This window comes from Brachybacterium sp. GCM10030268, assembly GCF_042666305.1.
Classification (GTDB): domain Bacteria; phylum Actinomycetota; class Actinomycetes; order Actinomycetales; family Dermabacteraceae; genus Brachybacterium.
The window spans coordinates 73,105-90,279 of record NZ_JBHTCW010000003.1 but is presented as its reverse complement, the minus strand read 5'-3'; the positions used below and the strand labels follow the sequence as shown (position 1 = coordinate 90,279).

The following is a 17,175-nucleotide window of genomic DNA, read 5'->3' as shown; positions in this document are numbered from 1 at the left end:
CCCAGCGGCTACCGTAGGGAGCCACCGCTGCACCGCCGGCATACGGAGGCCCCATGCACGCCGAACGCATCACCGAGTCGATCTGCCACCACGCCGAAGGCCCGTACTGGTCGAACAGCTGGGGCGGACTGCGGTGGGTCGACATGCTCGCCGGCGACGTCATGCACCTGGACGAATCCGGCACCGTTCGCCGCATTCCCACCCCGAGCAACGTCGTGGCCTGCGTGCGCCCGGCAGCCAGCGGCGGCGCCGTGCTCGCCCTGGAGAAGGGCTTCGCCCTCGAGGACGCCGACGGAGCGATCGATCCCCTGCCCCCGCTGTGGGAGGAGGACGTGCGCATGAATGAGGGCGCCGTCGCCCCCGACGGCTCCTTCCTGTGCGGCTCCATGGCCTACGACGCCCGCGAGGGAGCGGCGGCCATGTGGCGCCTGCTGCCCGACGGCACCACCAGCCGGATGCTGACGGGACTGACGATCTCCAACGGCCTGGCCTTCTCGGCCGACGGCAGCCGCGCCTACTACGTCGACACCCCCACCGGGCGGGTCGACCTGTTCGACTGGTCCGACGACGCGGGCCTGACCGGCCGCCGGACCTTCGCGGACCTCACCGGCCAGGACGGCCACCCCGACGGGCTCACGCTCGACGCCGAGGGCAGGGTCTGGGTGGCGATGAACGGTGCCGGCACGGTGCTGGGTCTCGACGAGCACGGCGGCGTCGCCGAGCGCGTCACAGTCGATGCCCGCCAGACCACCGCCTGCACCTTCGGCGGTGCGGATCGCGGCACGCTGTACATCACCACCAGCCGGGAGAACGTCCCCGACGGCGAGGACCTCCAGGCGGGCTCGCTCTTCGCGGTCCGGCCCGGGGTGCGCGGCGCCGAGGATCGCCTCTTCGGGCAGTGAGCCGGCGCCGCCGACGGCACCGGGGCACCCGCCCTCTCAGACGGTCGAGGCGGGGCGTCCGGTCTCCCCGTCGGCCGCGTGGGCCGGGATCTCCCCGGTGGTCACCGTCTCGACCGTGTCGTCGAACTCGCGCATGGCCAGCGCCGGCGGCTGCGGGGTCACCAGGCTGACGAGGATCGCCAGGATCAGGCAGATCAGGAAGCCGGGGATGATCTCGTAGAGGTGCTCGTCGCCGAACAGGCCCCAGGCGACATCGGGCGTGAACCAGCCCCAGATGAACGCGACGGCGGCGCCGGAGACCATGCCGACCGCGGCGCCGGCCATGGTCAGGCGACGCCAGAACAGGGCCAGCAGCACGATCGGGCCGAAGGCCGCGCCGAACCCGGCCCAGGCGAAGGAGACCAGTTCCAGCACGGAGCTGTCCGGGGCGAGGGCGAGCAGCATCGCGACCACGGAGACGGCGAGCACGCCGATGCGGCCGCCCCACAGCGCGCCTTTGTCCCCGAGCTTCGCGCCGAAACCGCCGACGAGATCCTCGACGAGGGCGGAGCTGGTCACGATCAGCTGCGAGGAGATGGTGGACATGATCGCCGCCAGCACCGCGGCCAGCAGCACACCGGCCACGATCGGGTGGAACAGGATCTGGGAGAGGTCGAGGAAGACGGATTCGCCGTTGGTCTCGTCGGTGAGGACCGCGTCGGCGTTCTGCTGGAAGTAGGCCAGGCCCGCGAGCGCGGTGAACACGGCCCCGATCACGCAGATGATCATCCAGACCATTCCCACGCCCAGCCCGTAGCGGGCGTCGCGGGAGGAGCGCAGCGCCATGAAGCGCACGATGATGTGGGGCTGGCCGAAGTAGCCCAGGCCCCAGGCCAGAGCGGAGATGATGCCGAGGGCGGAGCCGCCGGCGGTCAGGCTGGCGAAGTCGGCGTCGACCTCGCGCACCGACTCGAACATGGCCACCGGCCCGCCGACGGCGAACATGGCGGTGATCGGCACGATCAGCAGCGAGACCAGCATGACCAGTCCCTGGACGACGTCGGTGTAGGTCGCGCCGAGGAACCCGCCGAACAGCGTGTACAGCACCGTCACGCCGCCGACGATGAGCATGCCGGTCACGTACGGGCCGCCGAACATCGACTGGAAGAACACGCCGCCGGCGACCATGCCGGAGGAGACGTAGAAGGTGAAGAAGACCAGGATGATCAGGCCCGCGGCGATCCTCAGGATGTTCGTGCGGTCGTGCAGCCGGTTGCCGAAGAAGCTGGGTACGGTGATCGCGTTACCGGCGATCTGCGTGTACTGCCGCAGCCTGGGGGCGACGAAGAACCAGTTCAGTCCGGCGCCGATGGTGAGGCCGATGGCGATCCACGCCTCGACCAGCCCGCCCATGTAGAGCGCTCCGGGCAGACCCAGCAGCAGCCAGCCGGACATGTCCGAGGCGCCGGCGGACAGAGCGGCGACGAACGGGTGGAGCTGGCGCCCGCCGAGCATGTAGTCCTCACCGCCGCGGGTCTTGCGGAAGGCGTAGAGGCCGATGCCGATCATCGCGGCGAAGTAGACGGCCAGGGCGACGAGTCTGAAGGCGAGATCCATGAGGAGGCTCCGATCTCAGAGTGGGGTCTCAGGGGAAGCGGGGGTGCGATGGGTGGCGCTGAGCCTACGCGCGGGTAGCCAGATCCTCATCCCGATCACGAGCTGGCGCGGCAGTCGTAGCCGGATCGTCACTGGGCACGGGCGCCACCTATCTCACATCCCGCCCCCTCCCGCAAACGGCCGCAGGGCCAGTCCCGGCGCGCACCCACCCCGTGCACGGAACGTCTCGCGTGGAGCACCCCATGCACGGAACACCTCGCGTACCTCACCCCGTGCACGGAACGCCTCGCGTGGAGCACCCCCTCCAGCGGACCGGTATCCATGTCGGATTCCGGTCCGCTGGGAGGGGGTGCTCCACGCGGCGCGCGGTCACAGCCGCGCGGCCGCGCATCGGCGCGCGGTCACAGCCGCGCAGCCGTGCAGCCGCGCGGTCACAGCCGGGCAGCGGCGTCAGCCGAACAGCGCCTCGGTGTCGTCGTCGACCCAGTCGAAGGTGCGCTCGACGGCCTTGTTCCACAGGCGCAGGTACCGGTCGCGGGTCTCGGAGTCCATGTCGGGCTCCCAGCGCTTGTCCTCGGCCCAGTTGTCGATGACGTCCTGCTCGCCGTCCCAGAAGCCCACCGCGATGCCGGCGGCGTAGGCGGCGCCGAGCGCGGTGGTCTCGATGACCTTCGGGCGCACGACGGGCACCCCGAGGATGTCGGCCTGGAACTGCATGAGGGTCTCGTTCATGACCATGCCGCCGTCGACCTTGAGCTCGGTGAGGTCGACCCCGGAGTCCGCGTTCATGGCGTCGAGCACCTCGGCGGACTGGAACGCGGTCGACTCCAGCGCGGCGCGGGCGATGTGGTTCTTGTTGATGAACCGGGTCATGCCGACGATGGTGCCGCGGGCGTCGGGCTTCCAGTGCGGGGCGAACAGGCCGGAGAAGGCGGGCACGATGAAGCAGCCGCCGTTGTTGTCGACCTTCTTGGCGAGGTCCTCGATCTCCGGGGCCTCCTTGATGATGCCCAGGTTGTCTCGCACCCATTGCACCAGCGAGCCGGTCACCGCGATGGAGCCCTCCAGGGCATAGACCGGCTTGTTCTCGCCGATCTTGTAGGCCACCGTCGTCAGCAGCCCGTTCTCGCTGCGCACCAGCTCCTCGCCGGTGTTGATCAGCATGAAGTTGCCGGTGCCGTAGGTGTTCTTGGCCTGGCCGATCTCGAAGCAGGCCTGGCCGAAGGTGGCCGCCTGCTGGTCGCCGAGGATGCCGGCGATCGGGGTGTCGATGAGCAGGTCGTTCTTGCGGCCGTGACCGTACACCTCGGAGGAGGACTTGATCTCCGGGAGCATGGAGAGCGGGATGCCCATGTCCGCCGCGATGTCCTCGTTCCAGTCGAGGGTGTCGATGTTCATGAGCATCGTGCGGGAGGCGTTGGTGACGTCGGTGACGTGCACGCCGCCGTTGAGGCCTCCGGTGAGGTTCCACAGCACCCAGGCGTCGGTGTTGCCGAACAGCAGGTCGCCGGCCTCGGCGCGCTCACGGGCACCCTCGACGTTGTCGAGGATCCACTTGATCTTGGGGCCGGAGAAGTAGGTCGCCAACGGCAGGCCCACGCGCTCTTTGTACTTGTCGGGACCCTCGTCCCCGGCGAGCTCGTTGCAGATGCGCTGGGTGCGGGTGTCCTGCCAGACGATCGCGTTGTAGACGGGCTCACCGGTGTTCTTGTCCCAGACCACGGCGGTCTCGCGCTGGTTGGTGATGCCGACGGCCGCCAGCTGGTGGCGGTTGATGTCGGCCCCGGTCAGCGCCTGGCCCACGACGGTGCGGGTGTTGCGCCAGATCTCCACCGGGTCGTGCTCGACCCAGCCGGACTTGGGGAAGATCTGCTCATGCTCCTTCTGGCCGGTGGCGACGATCTGGCCGCCGTGGTCGAAGACGATCGCGCGGGTCGAGGTGGTGCCCTGGTCGATCGAGAGGATGTACTGCTGCTGGTCGTTCATCGGGACTCCTTCGTGTGATGAGCGGGTTCTTCTGAAAAGGGTGACGCGGTGCGTCGTAGGCGGGGAGGAGGCTCGGGCCGGACATCGAGGCCCGGATCTCGGGACTCAGGTTTCGAGGTCCGGGGTATCGAGGCCCGGGATATCGAGGCTCAGAACGCCATGCTGACGACGCCGGCGAGGATGCCGCCGAGCAGCGGGCCGACGATCGGCACCCAGGAGTAGGCCCAGTCGCTGCCGCCCTTGTGCGGGATGGGCAGGATCGCATGGGCCAGGCGGGGGCCGAGGTCACGGGCCGGGTTGATGGCGTAGCCGGTGGGACCGCCGAGCGAGGCGCCGATGCTGACCACGAGCAGGGCCACGGCCAGGGGGCCGAGTTCGTTCGGGGTGTTGCCGAACATGATGATGATGAACACCAGCACGAACGTCCCGATGATCTCGGTGACGACGTTCCAGCCGTAGGAGCGGATCTCCGGGCCGGTCGAGAAGGTGCCCAGGATCGTGCCCGGGTCGGTCTCGGCGTCGTAGTGGGTCTTGTAGGCGAGCCAGCAGACGACGGCCCCGAGGAAACCACCGATTAGCTCGGCGGCGAAGTAGGCGATGGTGTTGGCGACGGTGATCGGGATCCCGTCGGCGTATTCACCGGCTCCGCTGGAGAGCAGTCCGACGGTGACCGCGGGGTTCAGGTGCGCGCCGGTCTTGTACGCGGTCCAGACACCGGCGAAAACCGCCAGGCCCCAGCCGAAGTTGATCAGCAGCCAGCCGCCGCCGTTGCCCTTGGTCTTGCCCAGGATCACGTTGGCGACGACACCACCGCCCAGCAGGGTGAGCATCGCCGTGCCGGCGATCTCGTAGAGAAAAATGGTTGCCATGGGTCCTCCTCATCGAGCGACCCCGCTGCGGTGCGGGGCCGGTGGCATCCGTCGGGGTGCAGGCAGAGGCCTGCGGAAACCCCGACCGGCGCCGGCCGAGGCTCGGCCGGCGCCCGTGACTGCGGTCAGGTCCGGGGCGGCACCTCCGTCGTCTCGGCCAGGCGCGCCGAGACGAGCTCGTCGCTGGTGGCGCGCTCGCCCTCGAGGCGGGCGGCGATGAACTCCCGGTAGGAGTCGATCTCGCGGCGGCGGGCGTCCTCGTCCCAGCCGAGGTCCGGGCCGACGAGGGCGGCGATCTCCTCGGCGGCGTCGGTCCCGCGGTCGGGCGTCTCGTAGTCCAGGCGGGTGCGGCGCTGGAGGATGTCGGCGAGGTGGCGGGCGCCTTCGGCGCGGACCGCGTAGAGCACCTCGGCGCGGAGGTAGCGGGCGGCGTGCTCGAGCGGCTCCCCGAGGGAGGGGTCCTCGTCGATCAGCGCGAGCACGTCGGGCAGCAGGGCGCCGTAGCGGGACAGCAGGCGTTCCATGCGCACCTCGTCGAACCCGTAGCGGGCGGCGAGGCGGTCCTTCTCGCGCTGCAGGGCGGTGAACCCCTGGGCGCCGATCACGGGGAGGGAGCGGGTGAGGCTCTTGCGGTCGGGCTCGGAGTCCTTCAGGGCGAAGTCGACGACGTCCTCGGCCATCACTCGGTAGGTGGTGTACTTGCCGCCGGCGATCGCCGATAGGCCCGGCTCGATCTCCATCACGGTGTGCTCGCGGGAGACCTTCGTGGAGCCGGAGTCGTTGCCCTTCTTGACCGGCTGGAGAAGCGGGCGCAGGCCGGAGTAGACGCCGATGACGTCCTCTCGGGTGAGGTCGTCGGCGAGCACGGCGTTGGCGTGCTCGATCACGTAGTCGATGTCCTCGGCGGTGGCGCCGACGGTGCGCGGGTCCTGGGTCCACGGGGTGTCGGTCGTGCCGATCACCCAGTACTCGTCCCAGGGGATGATGAACAGGACGGACTTCTCGGTCTGGGTGATGATGCCGGTGTCCGGGGCGGCGGGGATGCGGTCGCGGGCGACGGTGATGTGGATGCCCTTGGAGGCGAGCACCTCGAGACCGGCGTCGGCCCCGGCGAGCTCCTGCTGCTCCTGGGTCCAGACGCCGCCGGCGAGGATGGTCTCGCGGGCGTGGACCTCGAACTCCTCGCCGGTCTCCTGATCGCGCATGCGAGCACCGGTGACGCGACCGCGCTCGTCGTGGAGGTAGTCGATGACGGCGGTGTAGTTGGCGACCGAGGCGTCCAGCTGCGCGGCGGAGCGCACCAGCATCATCACGAAGCGGGCGTCGTCGACCTCGGCGTCGTAGTACTCCAGCGCTCCCACGGCCTTCTCGCCGTCCAGGGCGGGGAAGACCTCGAGCATCTTCTCGTGCAGGAGGTGGCGGTGCATGGGGACGGCGCGCTTGCGGCCGACGGACTGCATGGCGTCGTAGAGCATCACGCCGGAGCCGATGAAGGCGCGGTCGACGACCTTCTTGAAGAAGGGGAAGACGAACTTGATGGGCCGCACCAGATGCGGGGCGGTGTGCTCCAGCAGCAGGTCGCGCTCGCGCAGGGCCTCGGCGACCAGCTTGAAGTCGAGCATCTGGAGGTAGCGCAGGCCGCCGTGCATGAGCTTGGAGGAGCGCGAGGAGGTGCCATTGGCCCAGTCGCGCGACTCGACCAGGCCCACGCTCAGGCCGCGGGTCGCGGCGTCGAAGGCGGCGCCGGCGCCGTTGACGCCACCCCCGACCACGAGGATGTCCAGCGGGTTCTCCGCTGTCGCGGCGCGCAGGCGCGCCAGGTGCTCCGTCCTGTTCTCCGGGGTGAGGGCGGACCGATGCAGGTCGGACACGTGACGCTCCTTCGCGAATGACGACTTCTGTGACGACTCCGCTCATCGTCGAACCTCCGTGCAGCGTCGCGCAAGTGTGGTGCACGAACGTGCAAGACTGCCCGTATGACGCCGGGAACACGCCTCGAGACGGCCTTCGATGCTGCACGGATGTACTACGAGGAGGGCCAGACCATGGAGGCGGTGGCCGGCGCGCTGTCCGTCTCGCGCTCGACCGTCTCGCGACTGCTGCGCGATGCCCGCGAGGCGGGACTGGTGCAGATCTCCCTGCGCCCACCCAGCGATCACCGGGTCGAGGCGCTGCGGCGCCGGATCGCCCAGCTGTACGGGGTGACGGCGCACGTGATCGCTGCCGGCCCGGCCGACGGGGAGCGAGAACGCCTCGAAGCCGTCGCGGAGGCAGGGGCCGAGTACCTCGACGACATGCTGGAGCCGGGCATGACGATCGGCATGGCCTGGGGCACCACCATCGCTGCACTGGTGGGCGCCGTGGGCCCGCGCCCGGTGCCGGGGCTGCGGATCGTTCAGCTCAACGGGGCCATCAACACCGAGGGCTCCGGGCTCACCTACGTCTCCACGGTGCTCTCGCAGGCGGCGACGCTGTGGGACGCGACCGTCCACCACTTCCCGGTCCCCGCGTTCTTCGACTACACCGCCACCCGCGACGCCATGTGGCGCGAGCGTTCCGTCCAGCGCGTGCTGGAGACGCAGCGCCAGTGCACCCTGGCCGTCTTCAGCGTCGGCGCCTTCGACGCCGAGGTCCCCAGCCACGTCTACACCAACAACTACCTGACCAGCGAGGACCTCCGTTCCCTGCGGGCCGACGGCGCCATCGGGGATGTGTGCACGGTGTTCCTGCGGGCCGACGGCTCCTTCCGCGGCATCGACATGAACGCCCGCGGCTCGGGCCCGGACCCGTTCCAGCTCACCCGCATCCCCCGCCGGCTGCTGCTCGCGGCCGGGACCCGCAAGGCCCTGCCGCTGCGAGCCGCGTTGCGCGCCGGGGTCGCCACCGACGTCGTGGTCGACGAGGTCACCGCCGCGAGCCTGCTGTCCCTGCGGTAGCGCGTCAGTCGTCCGCCGTGACCAGCCCCGACAGACTGCCGGTGTCGATAGCCTGACGTCATGGGAACTGTATTCGTCGCACTGATGTGCCTTGCCGGCTCCCTCTGGGGTGCGCACTACGGCACGAAGCGACGGGAAGAGCTGGAACGGCTCGATCGGGAGCGCCGTTCACGCCGTCCCGGTGCGACATCCGCGAGTACCTCCTCACTCAGCGGTGCACGAGATGAGCGACCCGACGAGCCGAACAGCGGGACTCCGCGCCTCAGGACCCGCTGAGCGCCGAGGTTCGGTGGAGGACGCGGAAGCGTTCGCAGACCACCGGCATGTCGGGCGCGAAGCCACGCGGGGAGTACTCACGCCAGAACGTCTCGTGGACTCTCCGCCAGCTCCCCAGGGTGCGGTCGTCCTCACCCTCGGAGTGTGCATGGTCGTCGCTGACCTGGCCGAAGGGAACGATCTCGATCGCGGTCACCTCGAGCACCGCGCGCGGAATGCCGGCACCATCGAGGATGATCGAGAGATCGCCGACCGCAGGGATCGGCTCCCCGTCCTCCTCGTAGTCCCACAGCGAGGAGGCTGTTGCCGTCTTCCTTCCCTCGAGAACGAGCGCGAGCAGACCGTCGGCGTGCTCCCGGGTAGCACCGAATGCCCATGCCTCAGGAACCCCGGCGGGTAAGGACGGGCGCGCAATGCGGGCCTCCGCCCAGAACTCGGCGTAATCGGCGACGGCAGGTTCGACGCCGGTGACGGCGGGTTCGTGCGCGGCGGCAGCGGTGTCGTCGGCGGCGTCGGCGCCGGGGGTGTCCACGGAGGCAGCGGCAGTGGCGTCAGCGGCAGTGGCGAAGGCGTCGGCGGCAGTCACCCGCTGAGATTATCGCGCCACGGGACGATCGATGTGACGTTCGAGGCGGCGAGATTGCGCTCAAGGGACCCGACCGTCACATCCGAACGAGCCGGCCGGACGGACGCACCGCGCACCGGCCAACACCCAGCGGGATCGGCCCGTACCGACCGGCCCAGGAAGACCGGCCGGTACCGAGCGGCACCCCGGGACCAGCCGGCGCCGGGCGACTTCCGCGGGATCAGCCGGCGGCGTCGCGGAGGTCGAGGCGGTCGGGGTGGGTGTAGAGGTTCATGCGGCCATCGCCGTCCTCGTGGGCCCGCGTGAAGCCCACCAGGGTCATGCCGAACTCCTCGGCGGTGTCCACGGCCAGCGAACTCGCCGCGGAGACGCAGGCCAGCAAGGGGATCCCCGCCATGTACGCCTTCTGGGTGATCTCGAAGCTGGCCCGCGAGGAGACCAGGAGGAAGGTGTCGCGCAAGGGCAGGCGATCCTCGAGCAATGCCCAGCCGATGACCTTGTCCACCGCGTTGTGCCGGCCGACGTCCTCGCGCACCACCAGCAAGTTGCCCTCGAGGTCGACGAGAGCCGCGGCGTGGACGCCCCCGGTGCGGGCGAAGACGGTCTGCTCGGCGGACAGCGCGCGGGCGGCACCGAGGATGGTGCGCGGGTCGAGCGACCAGTTCTGCATCAGCGTGTACCGGCTCTTCTGGCGCACCGCATCGATGCTCTCAGAGCCGCAGACTCCGCACGCGGAGGTGGTGGTGAAGTTCCTCGTGGCCAGCGGCAGCAGCTGCGGACGCGTGGTGGTGAAGTCCATGACGTTGTAAGTATTGCGGGCGAAGCCGCTGTCGTCCTCGACCACGGCGCCGTCGCAGTAGCGGGCCTCGGTGATGTCCTCGCGGTGGGCGATCAATCCCTCACCGTGGAGGAAGCCGTGGATCAGCTCGACGTCGTGGCCCGGGGTGCGCATGGTCAGGCTCAGTTGCTGCCCGTTCAGGCGGATGTCGAGCGGCTCCTCGACCGCGACGTGGTCACTCTTGCGGCCCGCATACAGCGTGCCCTCGCGTACTCGGACCGTGCGGATCCGCGTCCTATCGGTGACCCTGCCCATGGTGTGAGCGTAGCCCTCTCACCTGCACAGTGGTCGCCGGCCCCAACACTCGGAGGCACCCGCGCGACGCGCGCAGCGACGCGAGGAGCGCGGCCACGCGGCGAAGGCGGCTGCCCGCGAGCGAGACCTCACGCCCCGGGGTCGGATGCCTCGGCCAGCTCCTTGATCCGTGCCAGTCGGCGGTCCCAACCGCGAGCGACGACGCCGAGCAGGTCGGAGACTTCCCGGATGCGAGCGGGGTGGACGTCGTGGACGCGGCGGCGGGCCTGCCGGGTGACCTCGACGAGCCCCGCCTCGTCGAGGACGCGCAGGTGCTTGGCGACGGCCTGACGGGTGAGGTCGAGGTCGCGCGCCACCGCCCCGGCGTCGTCGGGCTGCTCCGCCAGGCGCACGAGGATCCGCCGACGGGTGCGGTCGGCGAGCGCTGCGAACACCTCGTCGGCCCCGTCGGCGAGCAGACCGTCGAGGTCCCCCCGGTGACGCCCTGCCGTCGCCTCGGAAGCCGTCACGTGACGGGGCCCCGTGTGCCCGACGAGGCGATCGGGCGCGGCGGGTTCGCCGGCGGCTGCTTGTGGCGCGTTCACGCAGACGCTTCCGCGAGCGTCCGCGCCACGGCGAGCTCCTCGATCCAGCCCTTCGTGTTGTCCTCGAAGCGCTCGCGGCGCACGGCGGCGTCGGAGCTGATCTCCGCGAAGCCTCGCTCGCGCACAGTCAGCTGCACGCCGTTCCCGTCGGGCTCGATCGTGAACTCGACGGTGTTCTTCGGGCAGTCGTCGAATGCTCCGGCCTGGCCGCCGAGCCAGGTGAACACGGCGCGACGCGGCGGCTCGAGCGCCTCGATGCCGAGGGAGAACTCACCGTGGACCGGGTCGACCACTCGGGCGACGTCCCCGTCGATCTCGATCTCGTGCGGGCGGTACTCGCCGTCGTTGATGAACCATCCGGGTTCGCTGATGATGGCGAACACCGTCTCGGCCGACGCGTCGATGTGGATGCTGCGCATGATCTCGTCGGGGACGTCATCGGTCGTGAGGCGGACCTCGTCGCTGGGGGTCGCTGTGAGCTCGCTGGTCATGACTTCGCTCCTGTGCTCGGAACGCGACCACCCCGGCCGCGTGCGATCAGCGTGCCACGACTCGCGCCGTAGTGCAACCCGCCAATTGCACTACGGGGGTGGCACGACCGGGGCTGCGATACGGGGCAGCACGACGGACCTCGGGTCGCAGCCGGCACAGCCTGGGACGTCGTGCGCGCGAGGTCAGGGGTTGGTGACCGCAGCGGCGAGCTTGTTCAGCGACTCCTCCAAGTCCTCCTCCGGAACCCCGGGGAAGATCGGCAGCAGTTTCGGGTCGGTGACATCGGACCAGTCGTAGGTCAGCGTGACCTCGGTGGTGCCGGCGTCGAGGGGCTTGAGCTCATAGAGCCACTCCCAGCCGGGCACGTCGTCCGGGGACTCCTCGCGAGCGGGCTTCCACCCGATCATCTTGTTCTCGTCGAAGGCGGTGACGTGGTTGCGCATTCGGTAGTCACCACCCATGCCCTCGGCATACATATTCATCGTGAACTGCTCACCGGCCTTGGTCACGCGCTCGGTGTTCTCGGCGGAGCGGACCATGCCTGACCCGTCGACGTCGGGGTGGCGTGCAGGCAGGCTCAGCAGGTCGAAGAGGTCCTTGGCGGGGGCGTCGATGACGCGGCTGACGACGATCTTGTTCTCTTCCGTGGTCATACCGCCACCCTAGGAGGCCGCCGGCCGCTGCACGCGGTGTTCGGGAGGATCGTGACCGCCCGGTCCGGCCGTGGGCCGCGCCGCCGCCCACCCGTCCGATCGCAGGCACGGTGGCCGCCTCACCCCGCCTCACCGGGCAGCGGCGGCCGCCTCACAAGGGCGAGGCCACCGCCTCCGCGAGCGGGGTGGCCGGCCGGCCCAGCACGATGGCGACGTCGTCGCTGACCATGTCGAGCTGCCCCGAGGCGATCGCGGTGTAGGTGCTGATCCAGGCCTCGACCATCCAGTCCGGCACGCCGTAGGAGGCCCGGGAGGCGTGAGCTTCCTCGAGGGTCTCGTCGACGTAGCGGTACTCCTGCCCCAGCGCGCCGGTCATGATCGCGGCGGCCTCGTCCAGCGACACCGCGGCGGGGCCGGTGAGGTCGAGGGTGCGCCCGGCCCATCCGGAAGGGTCGCGCAGGATGGCGGCGGCGACCTCGGCCACGTCGGAGCGGGCCACGAAAGCGCAGCGGCCCTCAGCGCCCGGCCCGCGGATGGTGCGGTCCTCACCGGCGAAGTCCAGCAGCACGTCGGCGTAGAAGCTGTCCCGCAGGACGGTCCAGGCCATGCCCGATTCCTGCAGAAACTCCTCGGTCGCGCCGTGGTCCCGCGCCAGCGTGAACTCCGCCTCGGCCGAGGCGCCGAGGAAGGACGTGTAGACGAGGTGGCTCACGCCGGCATCGGCCGCGGCCCGGATCACGGTGCGGTGCTGCTCGATCCGGTCGGCGGCCTCCCCGGCGGAGACCAGGAACAGTACGTCGACGTCGGCGAAGGCGGTCCGGCACGCGTCGGCATCGGCGTACTCGGCGCGGACCACGTCGGCTCCCGCGATCTCCGGCGCCCGGCGCGGGCTGCGCACCACCAGTCGCAGGTCGGGCCCGAGGTCACTCAGCTCGCGGGCGACCGCGCCGCCGATCTTCCCGGTCGCTCCGGTGACGGCGATCCTCATCAGACCAGGCCCTTCTCGCTGAGCCAGCCGCTGGCGATGTCCGCCGAGGAGGCCTGGTCCTCGACGCTCTGACGGTTCAGCTCGATCAGGTCGTCGGGCGTCAGCGCCTCGATGACCGAGGTCATGGCAGCCTCGGCGGCCTCGTCGACCTTCTCGCTGACGACGGGGACCACGTTCTGCGGCAGGATCAGCGACTCCGGGTCCTCGAGGACGACGAAATCGTTCGCCACGATGGCCGGATCGGAGGTGTACAGATCCGCTAGCTGCACATCCCCGTCCGTCAGCGCCTGCACGGTCAGGGGACCACCGGAGTCCTCGACCGGGACCACCGTGATGTCGACGCCGTAGACGGACTTCACGCCCTCGGGCCCGTAGGGGCGGACCTCGAACTCGCTGTTGGCGGCGATCTTCAGATCGTCGATGCCCGCGAGATCGCCGATCGAGCTCAGGGAGTTCGCCTCGGCGAACTCGGACGTGGTGGTGTAGGAGTCCTGGTCGGTGGCCTCGGCGAACGGCAGCAGACGCAGGCCCTCCGGGAGCACCTCGCCGAGCGCGGAGTGGATCTCCTCGGGGCTGGCCGACGCGGCCTCGGAGTCGTAGAACTGCAGCAGGTTGCCGGTGTACTCCGGCAGCACGTCGAGGGCGCCGCTCTCGAGCTCCGGCATGTAGACCTCGCGCTGACCGATCTGGAACTGCCGGTCGACGGTGAGTCCTTCGGCTTCGAGGACCTGCGCGAACAGCTCGGCGACGATCTCGTTGGAGTAGTAGGCCTGGGATCCGATCACGATCGTGCTCGCGTCGGCCCCGCCGGAGCCGCCGCCGTCGGAACCGCCCTCTCCGCCGCTTCCCTCCTCGAAGGGGTCCGAGCTGCCGCAGGCGGCCGCTCCGAGGGCCACGCCGCCGATGCCGAACGCGCCGAGCAGACGGCGCCGGGTGCTGTGGATGGTCATGAGGATCCTCCTGGGGTGCGGGACAGCGGACGGGCGATGGAACGGTGGGCCGACGGGACGGGACGGTGGACCGATGGAACGGGACGGGCGGTGCTCAGGCGGGACGGGCACCGCGCGGGGAGGTGGCGCGCTGGATGATCAGCAGCGCGAGGTCGAGCAGCAGCGCGAGGGCGATCACCAGCAGGGAACCGGCGATCATCTGCGGATAGTCCTGGGAGCCGAGCCCGAGGAAGATGTAGCGGCCCAAGCCCCCGTTGCCGACGTAGGCCGCGAGCATGGCGGTGGCCACGACCTGCACCGTCGCCCCGCGGAAGCCGCCGATGATCAGCGGCATGCCCAGCGGGATCTCGACCCGGGTGAGGATCTGCCACTCGGTCATGCCCTGAGCGCGGGCGGCATCGACGGTGGCGGGGTCCGCCGATTCGACCGCGGAGTACGCCCCGGCGAGCAGGGAGGGCAGCGCCAGGATCACGAAGGCCAGCAGCGGCGCGGTCAGGCCGATGCCCAGCACGAGGGCGAACAGAGTGACCAGTCCCAGCGTGGGCAGGGCGCGGGCGGCCCCGGAGGCGGCGACCGCGAGCCCGGCGAACCGACCGGTGTGGCCCACCAGCAGGCCGATCGGAATGGCGATCAGTGCGGCGATCAGCACCCCGAGGGCGGTGTAACCGAGGTGCTCGAGGGTGCGCACAGGGATGCCGGAGGGGCCGCTCCAGCGAGCGGGGTCGGCCAGCCAGACGAAGGCCTCGCCGTAGGGATTCTCGTTCACGGCCGGCTGACCACCTTCCGCCGGGTCCAGGGCATCAGCGCTCTGCCCAGCAGCACCAGCAGCGCGTCGGTGAGCAGGGCCAGCGCTGCCGTGAGCACCACGCCGGCCGCGATCTCCGCCACGATGCCGCGGCGGAACCCGTCCACGAAGAGCATTCCCAGGCTGGGCACTCCGAGCACGCCGCCCACGGTGACCAGCGAGATGGTGCTGACGGCGACAACGCGCACGCCCGCCAGCAGCACCGGCCCGGCCAGCGGCAGCTCGACCTGCCAGAACCGGGCCAGCGGGGCGTACCCCTGTGCGGTGGCGGAACTGAGCACGTCGCGGTCCACGGAGCGGAACCCGTCGGAGGCGGCGGGGACCATCAGGGCCAGGCCGTACAGCGAGAGCGCGACGATGATGTTCACGGGGCTGCGCACTCCGGTGCCGATGATGCCGGGCAGCAGCACGAACAGCGGCAGCGAGGGGATCGCGTACATCAGTCCCGACGCGGTGGTGACGCCCGGCCGCAGCCAGCCGGTCAGGTTGGCGAGCTTCGCGATCGGCAGTGCCAGCACGAGCGCGATAAGGATCGGCGGCAGCGCCTGGACCAGGTGGGCACCGGTGCGCGCCGCGAGAACGTCGAGGTTGGCGAGCACCCAGCTCACGACGGGGTCTCCAGCACACCGGCCGCGCGACCGTCGGCGTCGACCACGACATCGCGCCCGTCGACCTGTTCGACGTGGAGGGTGCGGGCCCCGCGGTCGGCGCCGACGAAGCTGGCCACGAACTCGTCGGCCGGATCGGCGAGGATCTCCTGCGGGGTGCCGACCTGGGCCACGACACCACCGGGCTTGAGGATGACGACGCGGTCGCCGACCAGGAACGCCTCGTCGATGTCGTGGGTGACGAACACGATCGTCTTGCGCAGCTCCCGCTGCAGGCGCAGCAGCTCCTGCTGCAGCTCACTGCGCACGATCGGGTCCACTGCACCGAAGGGCTCGTCCATCAGCAGGATGTTCGGATCGGCCGCGAGGCCACGGGCCACGCCGACGCGCTGCTGCTGACCGCCGGAGAGCTGGGCGGGATAGCGGCGGGCGAGGGCGGCATCGAGGCCGACCGTCTCCATCAGCTCGTGAGCGCGGCGGCGGGCCTCCCCCTTGGAGGTGCCGCGCAGCACGGGCACGGTGGTGATGTTGTCCAGCACGGTGCGATGCGGCAGCAGCCCGGAGGCCTGCATGACGTAGCCGATGCTGCGGCGCAGCGTCACGGGATCCAGGCTGGCCACGTCGTCCCCGTCGATGTGGACCCGACCGGAGGTGGCATCGACCATGCGGTTGACCATGCGCAGCAGCGTGGTCTTGCCCGAGCCGGAGGTGCCCACGAGCACCACCGACTCGTGGGAGGCGACGTCCAGGCTGAAGTCCGCCACGGCGACCGCGCCACCGGGGTACTCCTTGCGGATGTTCTCGAATCCGATCACCGGGGCCTCCAGTCGTGTCGGGGCGACGAGCTGTCACTGCCGGCTCGCTCAACCTTATCCAGATGGCGGCCTCCGTGGCGGCGCCTTGCCGTTCAGCGCACCTCGCAGTTCAGGGCGGGACGCACCGAGACGCTGAGGTCGCCCCGGTTGATCACCAGCGCCTGGCCCTCGCCCACGTCGAGATGGTCGGCCTGAGGGATCCCGGAGGAGGCCACGATCACGCGGTCGGCGTCGATGCGGTAGCGCAGCGAGTAGTTGTCGGCGGTGTGATGAGGCTTGGCCTGGGCCGGATCGGACTGCTGATAGGCGATCATCACGTCGGGCGTCATGTACAGGCAGTTCAGGGCCTCGGGAACACGACCGGCGTGCTCGAGGCACAGCTGCGTGAGCTCGGCGGCGGCCCGCTGCACGGCGGTCGCCGGGTCCGTCTCGCGGGCATGGAGCTCGACCAGGGAGAAGTACAGCTCCGAGTCGGTGGTGCCCTCGGGCGTGCGCCCGCCGCGCGCGAGGATCGCTTCACGCAGCGGGTCGGAGAGGTCGTACTGGCCGTTGTGCGCGAATACCGCCTCACCCTCGCGGAAGGGATGGGTGTTGTCGATCCGCAGGGGCAGGCCGGGGCTCGCCTTGCGCAGGTGCACGAGCATCATCGGGCCCGTCGCCTCGGCGACGGCGTCCCGGTAGGCCGCGGATTCGCGGGCCACATCGAGGTGGCGGTGGATGCGGGGCCGACGGGGGTCGACGGGCCAGTGCTCACCGGCCGGCCGAGAAGTCCCTGCGGCTGCGTCATTCCCGCCGGCCGCCGCCCCGCCGGCCGCCGCCCCGTCGGCCGCCGCCTTCCCGTCGGCCGCGTCGAACCAGGCCACGCCCCATCCGTCGCGATGGATCTCGGACTGTTCGGTGAACGGTTCGATCTCGTCACGGACAGCACGGTCCAGGGAGATGAGCTCACGGGAGACGACGCCGAGCAGTCGGCACATGGCAGGACCAGCCTTCCGGGGAACAGTGGACGACGGGGACGACGAACAGGGCCGACGCG

The 17,175-nt window shown here is 70.4% G+C and carries 17 protein-coding genes; 2 read left to right on the top strand and 15 right to left on the bottom strand.

What is annotated here, in order from left to right; genetic code table 11:
• The first annotated feature begins 53 nt into the window (after positions 1–53).
• Positions 54–902, top strand: a complete 849-nt coding sequence (locus ACFQRD_RS06320) for an SMP-30/gluconolactonase/LRE family protein (RefSeq protein ID WP_377020213.1) — start codon at positions 54–56, stop codon at positions 900–902.
• Between the two features lie 36 nt (positions 903–938).
• Here the strand turns inward: ACFQRD_RS06320 and putP are convergent, their stop codons facing one another.
• The 4 genes from putP to ACFQRD_RS06300 all read right to left on the bottom strand — a co-directional run bounded on the left by putP (position 939) and on the right by ACFQRD_RS06300 (position 7,224).
• Positions 939–2,498 carry a sodium/proline symporter PutP gene (putP, locus tag ACFQRD_RS06315; protein WP_377020212.1) on the bottom strand — a complete coding sequence of 520 codons (1,560 nt, stop codon included), beginning with the start codon at positions 2,496–2,498 and terminating at the stop codon, positions 939–941.
• Positions 2,499–2,948: 450 nt separating this feature from the next.
• Entirely contained in the window at positions 2,949–4,484 is a 1,536-nt protein-coding gene (glpK, locus tag ACFQRD_RS06310) for a glycerol kinase GlpK (RefSeq protein WP_377020211.1), read from the bottom strand.
• Positions 4,485–4,633: 149 nt separating this feature from the next.
• Positions 4,634–5,353 (bottom strand): MIP/aquaporin family protein, encoded by a 720-nt coding sequence (locus ACFQRD_RS06305; RefSeq protein WP_377020210.1) that lies wholly within the window; start codon positions 5,351–5,353, stop codon positions 4,634–4,636.
• Between the two features lie 125 nt (positions 5,354–5,478).
• Positions 5,479–7,224 (bottom strand): glycerol-3-phosphate dehydrogenase/oxidase, encoded by a 1,746-nt coding sequence (locus tag ACFQRD_RS06300; RefSeq protein ID WP_377803594.1) that lies wholly within the window; start codon positions 7,222–7,224, stop codon positions 5,479–5,481.
• 105 nt (positions 7,225–7,329) lie between these two features.
• Here ACFQRD_RS06300 and ACFQRD_RS06295 point away from each other — a divergent pair, with 105 nt between their 5' ends.
• Complete coding sequence (locus ACFQRD_RS06295; RefSeq protein ID WP_377020208.1) at positions 7,330–8,289, top strand: sugar-binding transcriptional regulator; 960 nt, start codon at positions 7,330–7,332, stop codon at positions 8,287–8,289.
• A gap of 262 nt (positions 8,290–8,551) precedes the next feature.
• On the opposite strand, the gene ACFQRD_RS06290 is transcribed toward ACFQRD_RS06295, so the two are convergent.
• From ACFQRD_RS06290 to ACFQRD_RS06240, 11 genes are all read right to left on the bottom strand, one after another.
• Complete coding sequence (locus ACFQRD_RS06290; protein WP_377020207.1) at positions 8,552–9,151, bottom strand: ASCH domain-containing protein; 600 nt, start codon at positions 9,149–9,151, stop codon at positions 8,552–8,554.
• A 220-nt stretch (positions 9,152–9,371) separates the two neighbouring features.
• Positions 9,372–10,244, bottom strand: coding sequence for a formate dehydrogenase accessory sulfurtransferase FdhD (fdhD, locus tag ACFQRD_RS06285; protein WP_377020206.1), 873 nt, complete (start codon positions 10,242–10,244; stop codon positions 9,372–9,374).
• Between the two features lie 128 nt (positions 10,245–10,372).
• Positions 10,373–10,753, bottom strand: coding sequence for an ArsR/SmtB family transcription factor (locus tag ACFQRD_RS06280; protein ID WP_377020205.1), 381 nt, complete (start codon positions 10,751–10,753; stop codon positions 10,373–10,375).
• A 71-nt stretch (positions 10,754–10,824) separates the two neighbouring features.
• Positions 10,825–11,319: an SRPBCC domain-containing protein gene (locus tag ACFQRD_RS06275; RefSeq protein WP_377020204.1), complete on the bottom strand. Its 495-nt coding sequence runs from the start codon at positions 11,317–11,319 to the stop codon at positions 10,825–10,827.
• 183 nt (positions 11,320–11,502) lie between these two features.
• On the bottom strand, positions 11,503–11,973 hold the full coding sequence (locus ACFQRD_RS06270) for an SRPBCC family protein (protein ID WP_377020203.1): 471 nt from the start codon (positions 11,971–11,973) through the stop codon (positions 11,503–11,505).
• Positions 11,974–12,124: 151 nt separating this feature from the next.
• The gene (locus ACFQRD_RS06265; protein ID WP_377020202.1) at positions 12,125–12,961 is read right to left on the bottom strand and encodes an SDR family oxidoreductase; all 837 of its coding nucleotides are present in this window, start codon (positions 12,959–12,961) and stop codon (positions 12,125–12,127) included.
• Positions 12,961–13,911: an ABC transporter substrate-binding protein gene (locus tag ACFQRD_RS06260; protein WP_377020201.1), complete on the bottom strand. Its 951-nt coding sequence runs from the start codon at positions 13,909–13,911 to the stop codon at positions 12,961–12,963. Before ACFQRD_RS06260 ends, ACFQRD_RS06265 begins: the two co-directional genes overlap by 1 nt.
• A 94-nt stretch (positions 13,912–14,005) precedes the next feature.
• Positions 14,006–14,677: an ABC transporter permease gene (locus ACFQRD_RS06255; protein WP_377020200.1), complete on the bottom strand. Its 672-nt coding sequence runs from the start codon at positions 14,675–14,677 to the stop codon at positions 14,006–14,008.
• Entirely contained in the window at positions 14,674–15,324 is a 651-nt protein-coding gene (locus ACFQRD_RS06250) for an ABC transporter permease (RefSeq protein WP_377020199.1), read from the bottom strand. The genes ACFQRD_RS06255 and ACFQRD_RS06250 overlap by 4 nt, the downstream gene beginning before the upstream one ends.
• Positions 15,321–16,139, bottom strand: a complete 819-nt coding sequence (locus ACFQRD_RS06245) for an ABC transporter ATP-binding protein (RefSeq protein WP_377020198.1) — start codon at positions 16,137–16,139, stop codon at positions 15,321–15,323. The genes ACFQRD_RS06250 and ACFQRD_RS06245 overlap by 4 nt, the downstream gene beginning before the upstream one ends.
• 92 nt (positions 16,140–16,231) lie before the next feature.
• Positions 16,232–17,116 carry a class II glutamine amidotransferase gene (locus ACFQRD_RS06240; protein ID WP_377020197.1) on the bottom strand — a complete coding sequence of 295 codons (885 nt, stop codon included), beginning with the start codon at positions 17,114–17,116 and terminating at the stop codon, positions 16,232–16,234.
• Positions 17,117–17,175: the final 59 nt, after the last annotated feature.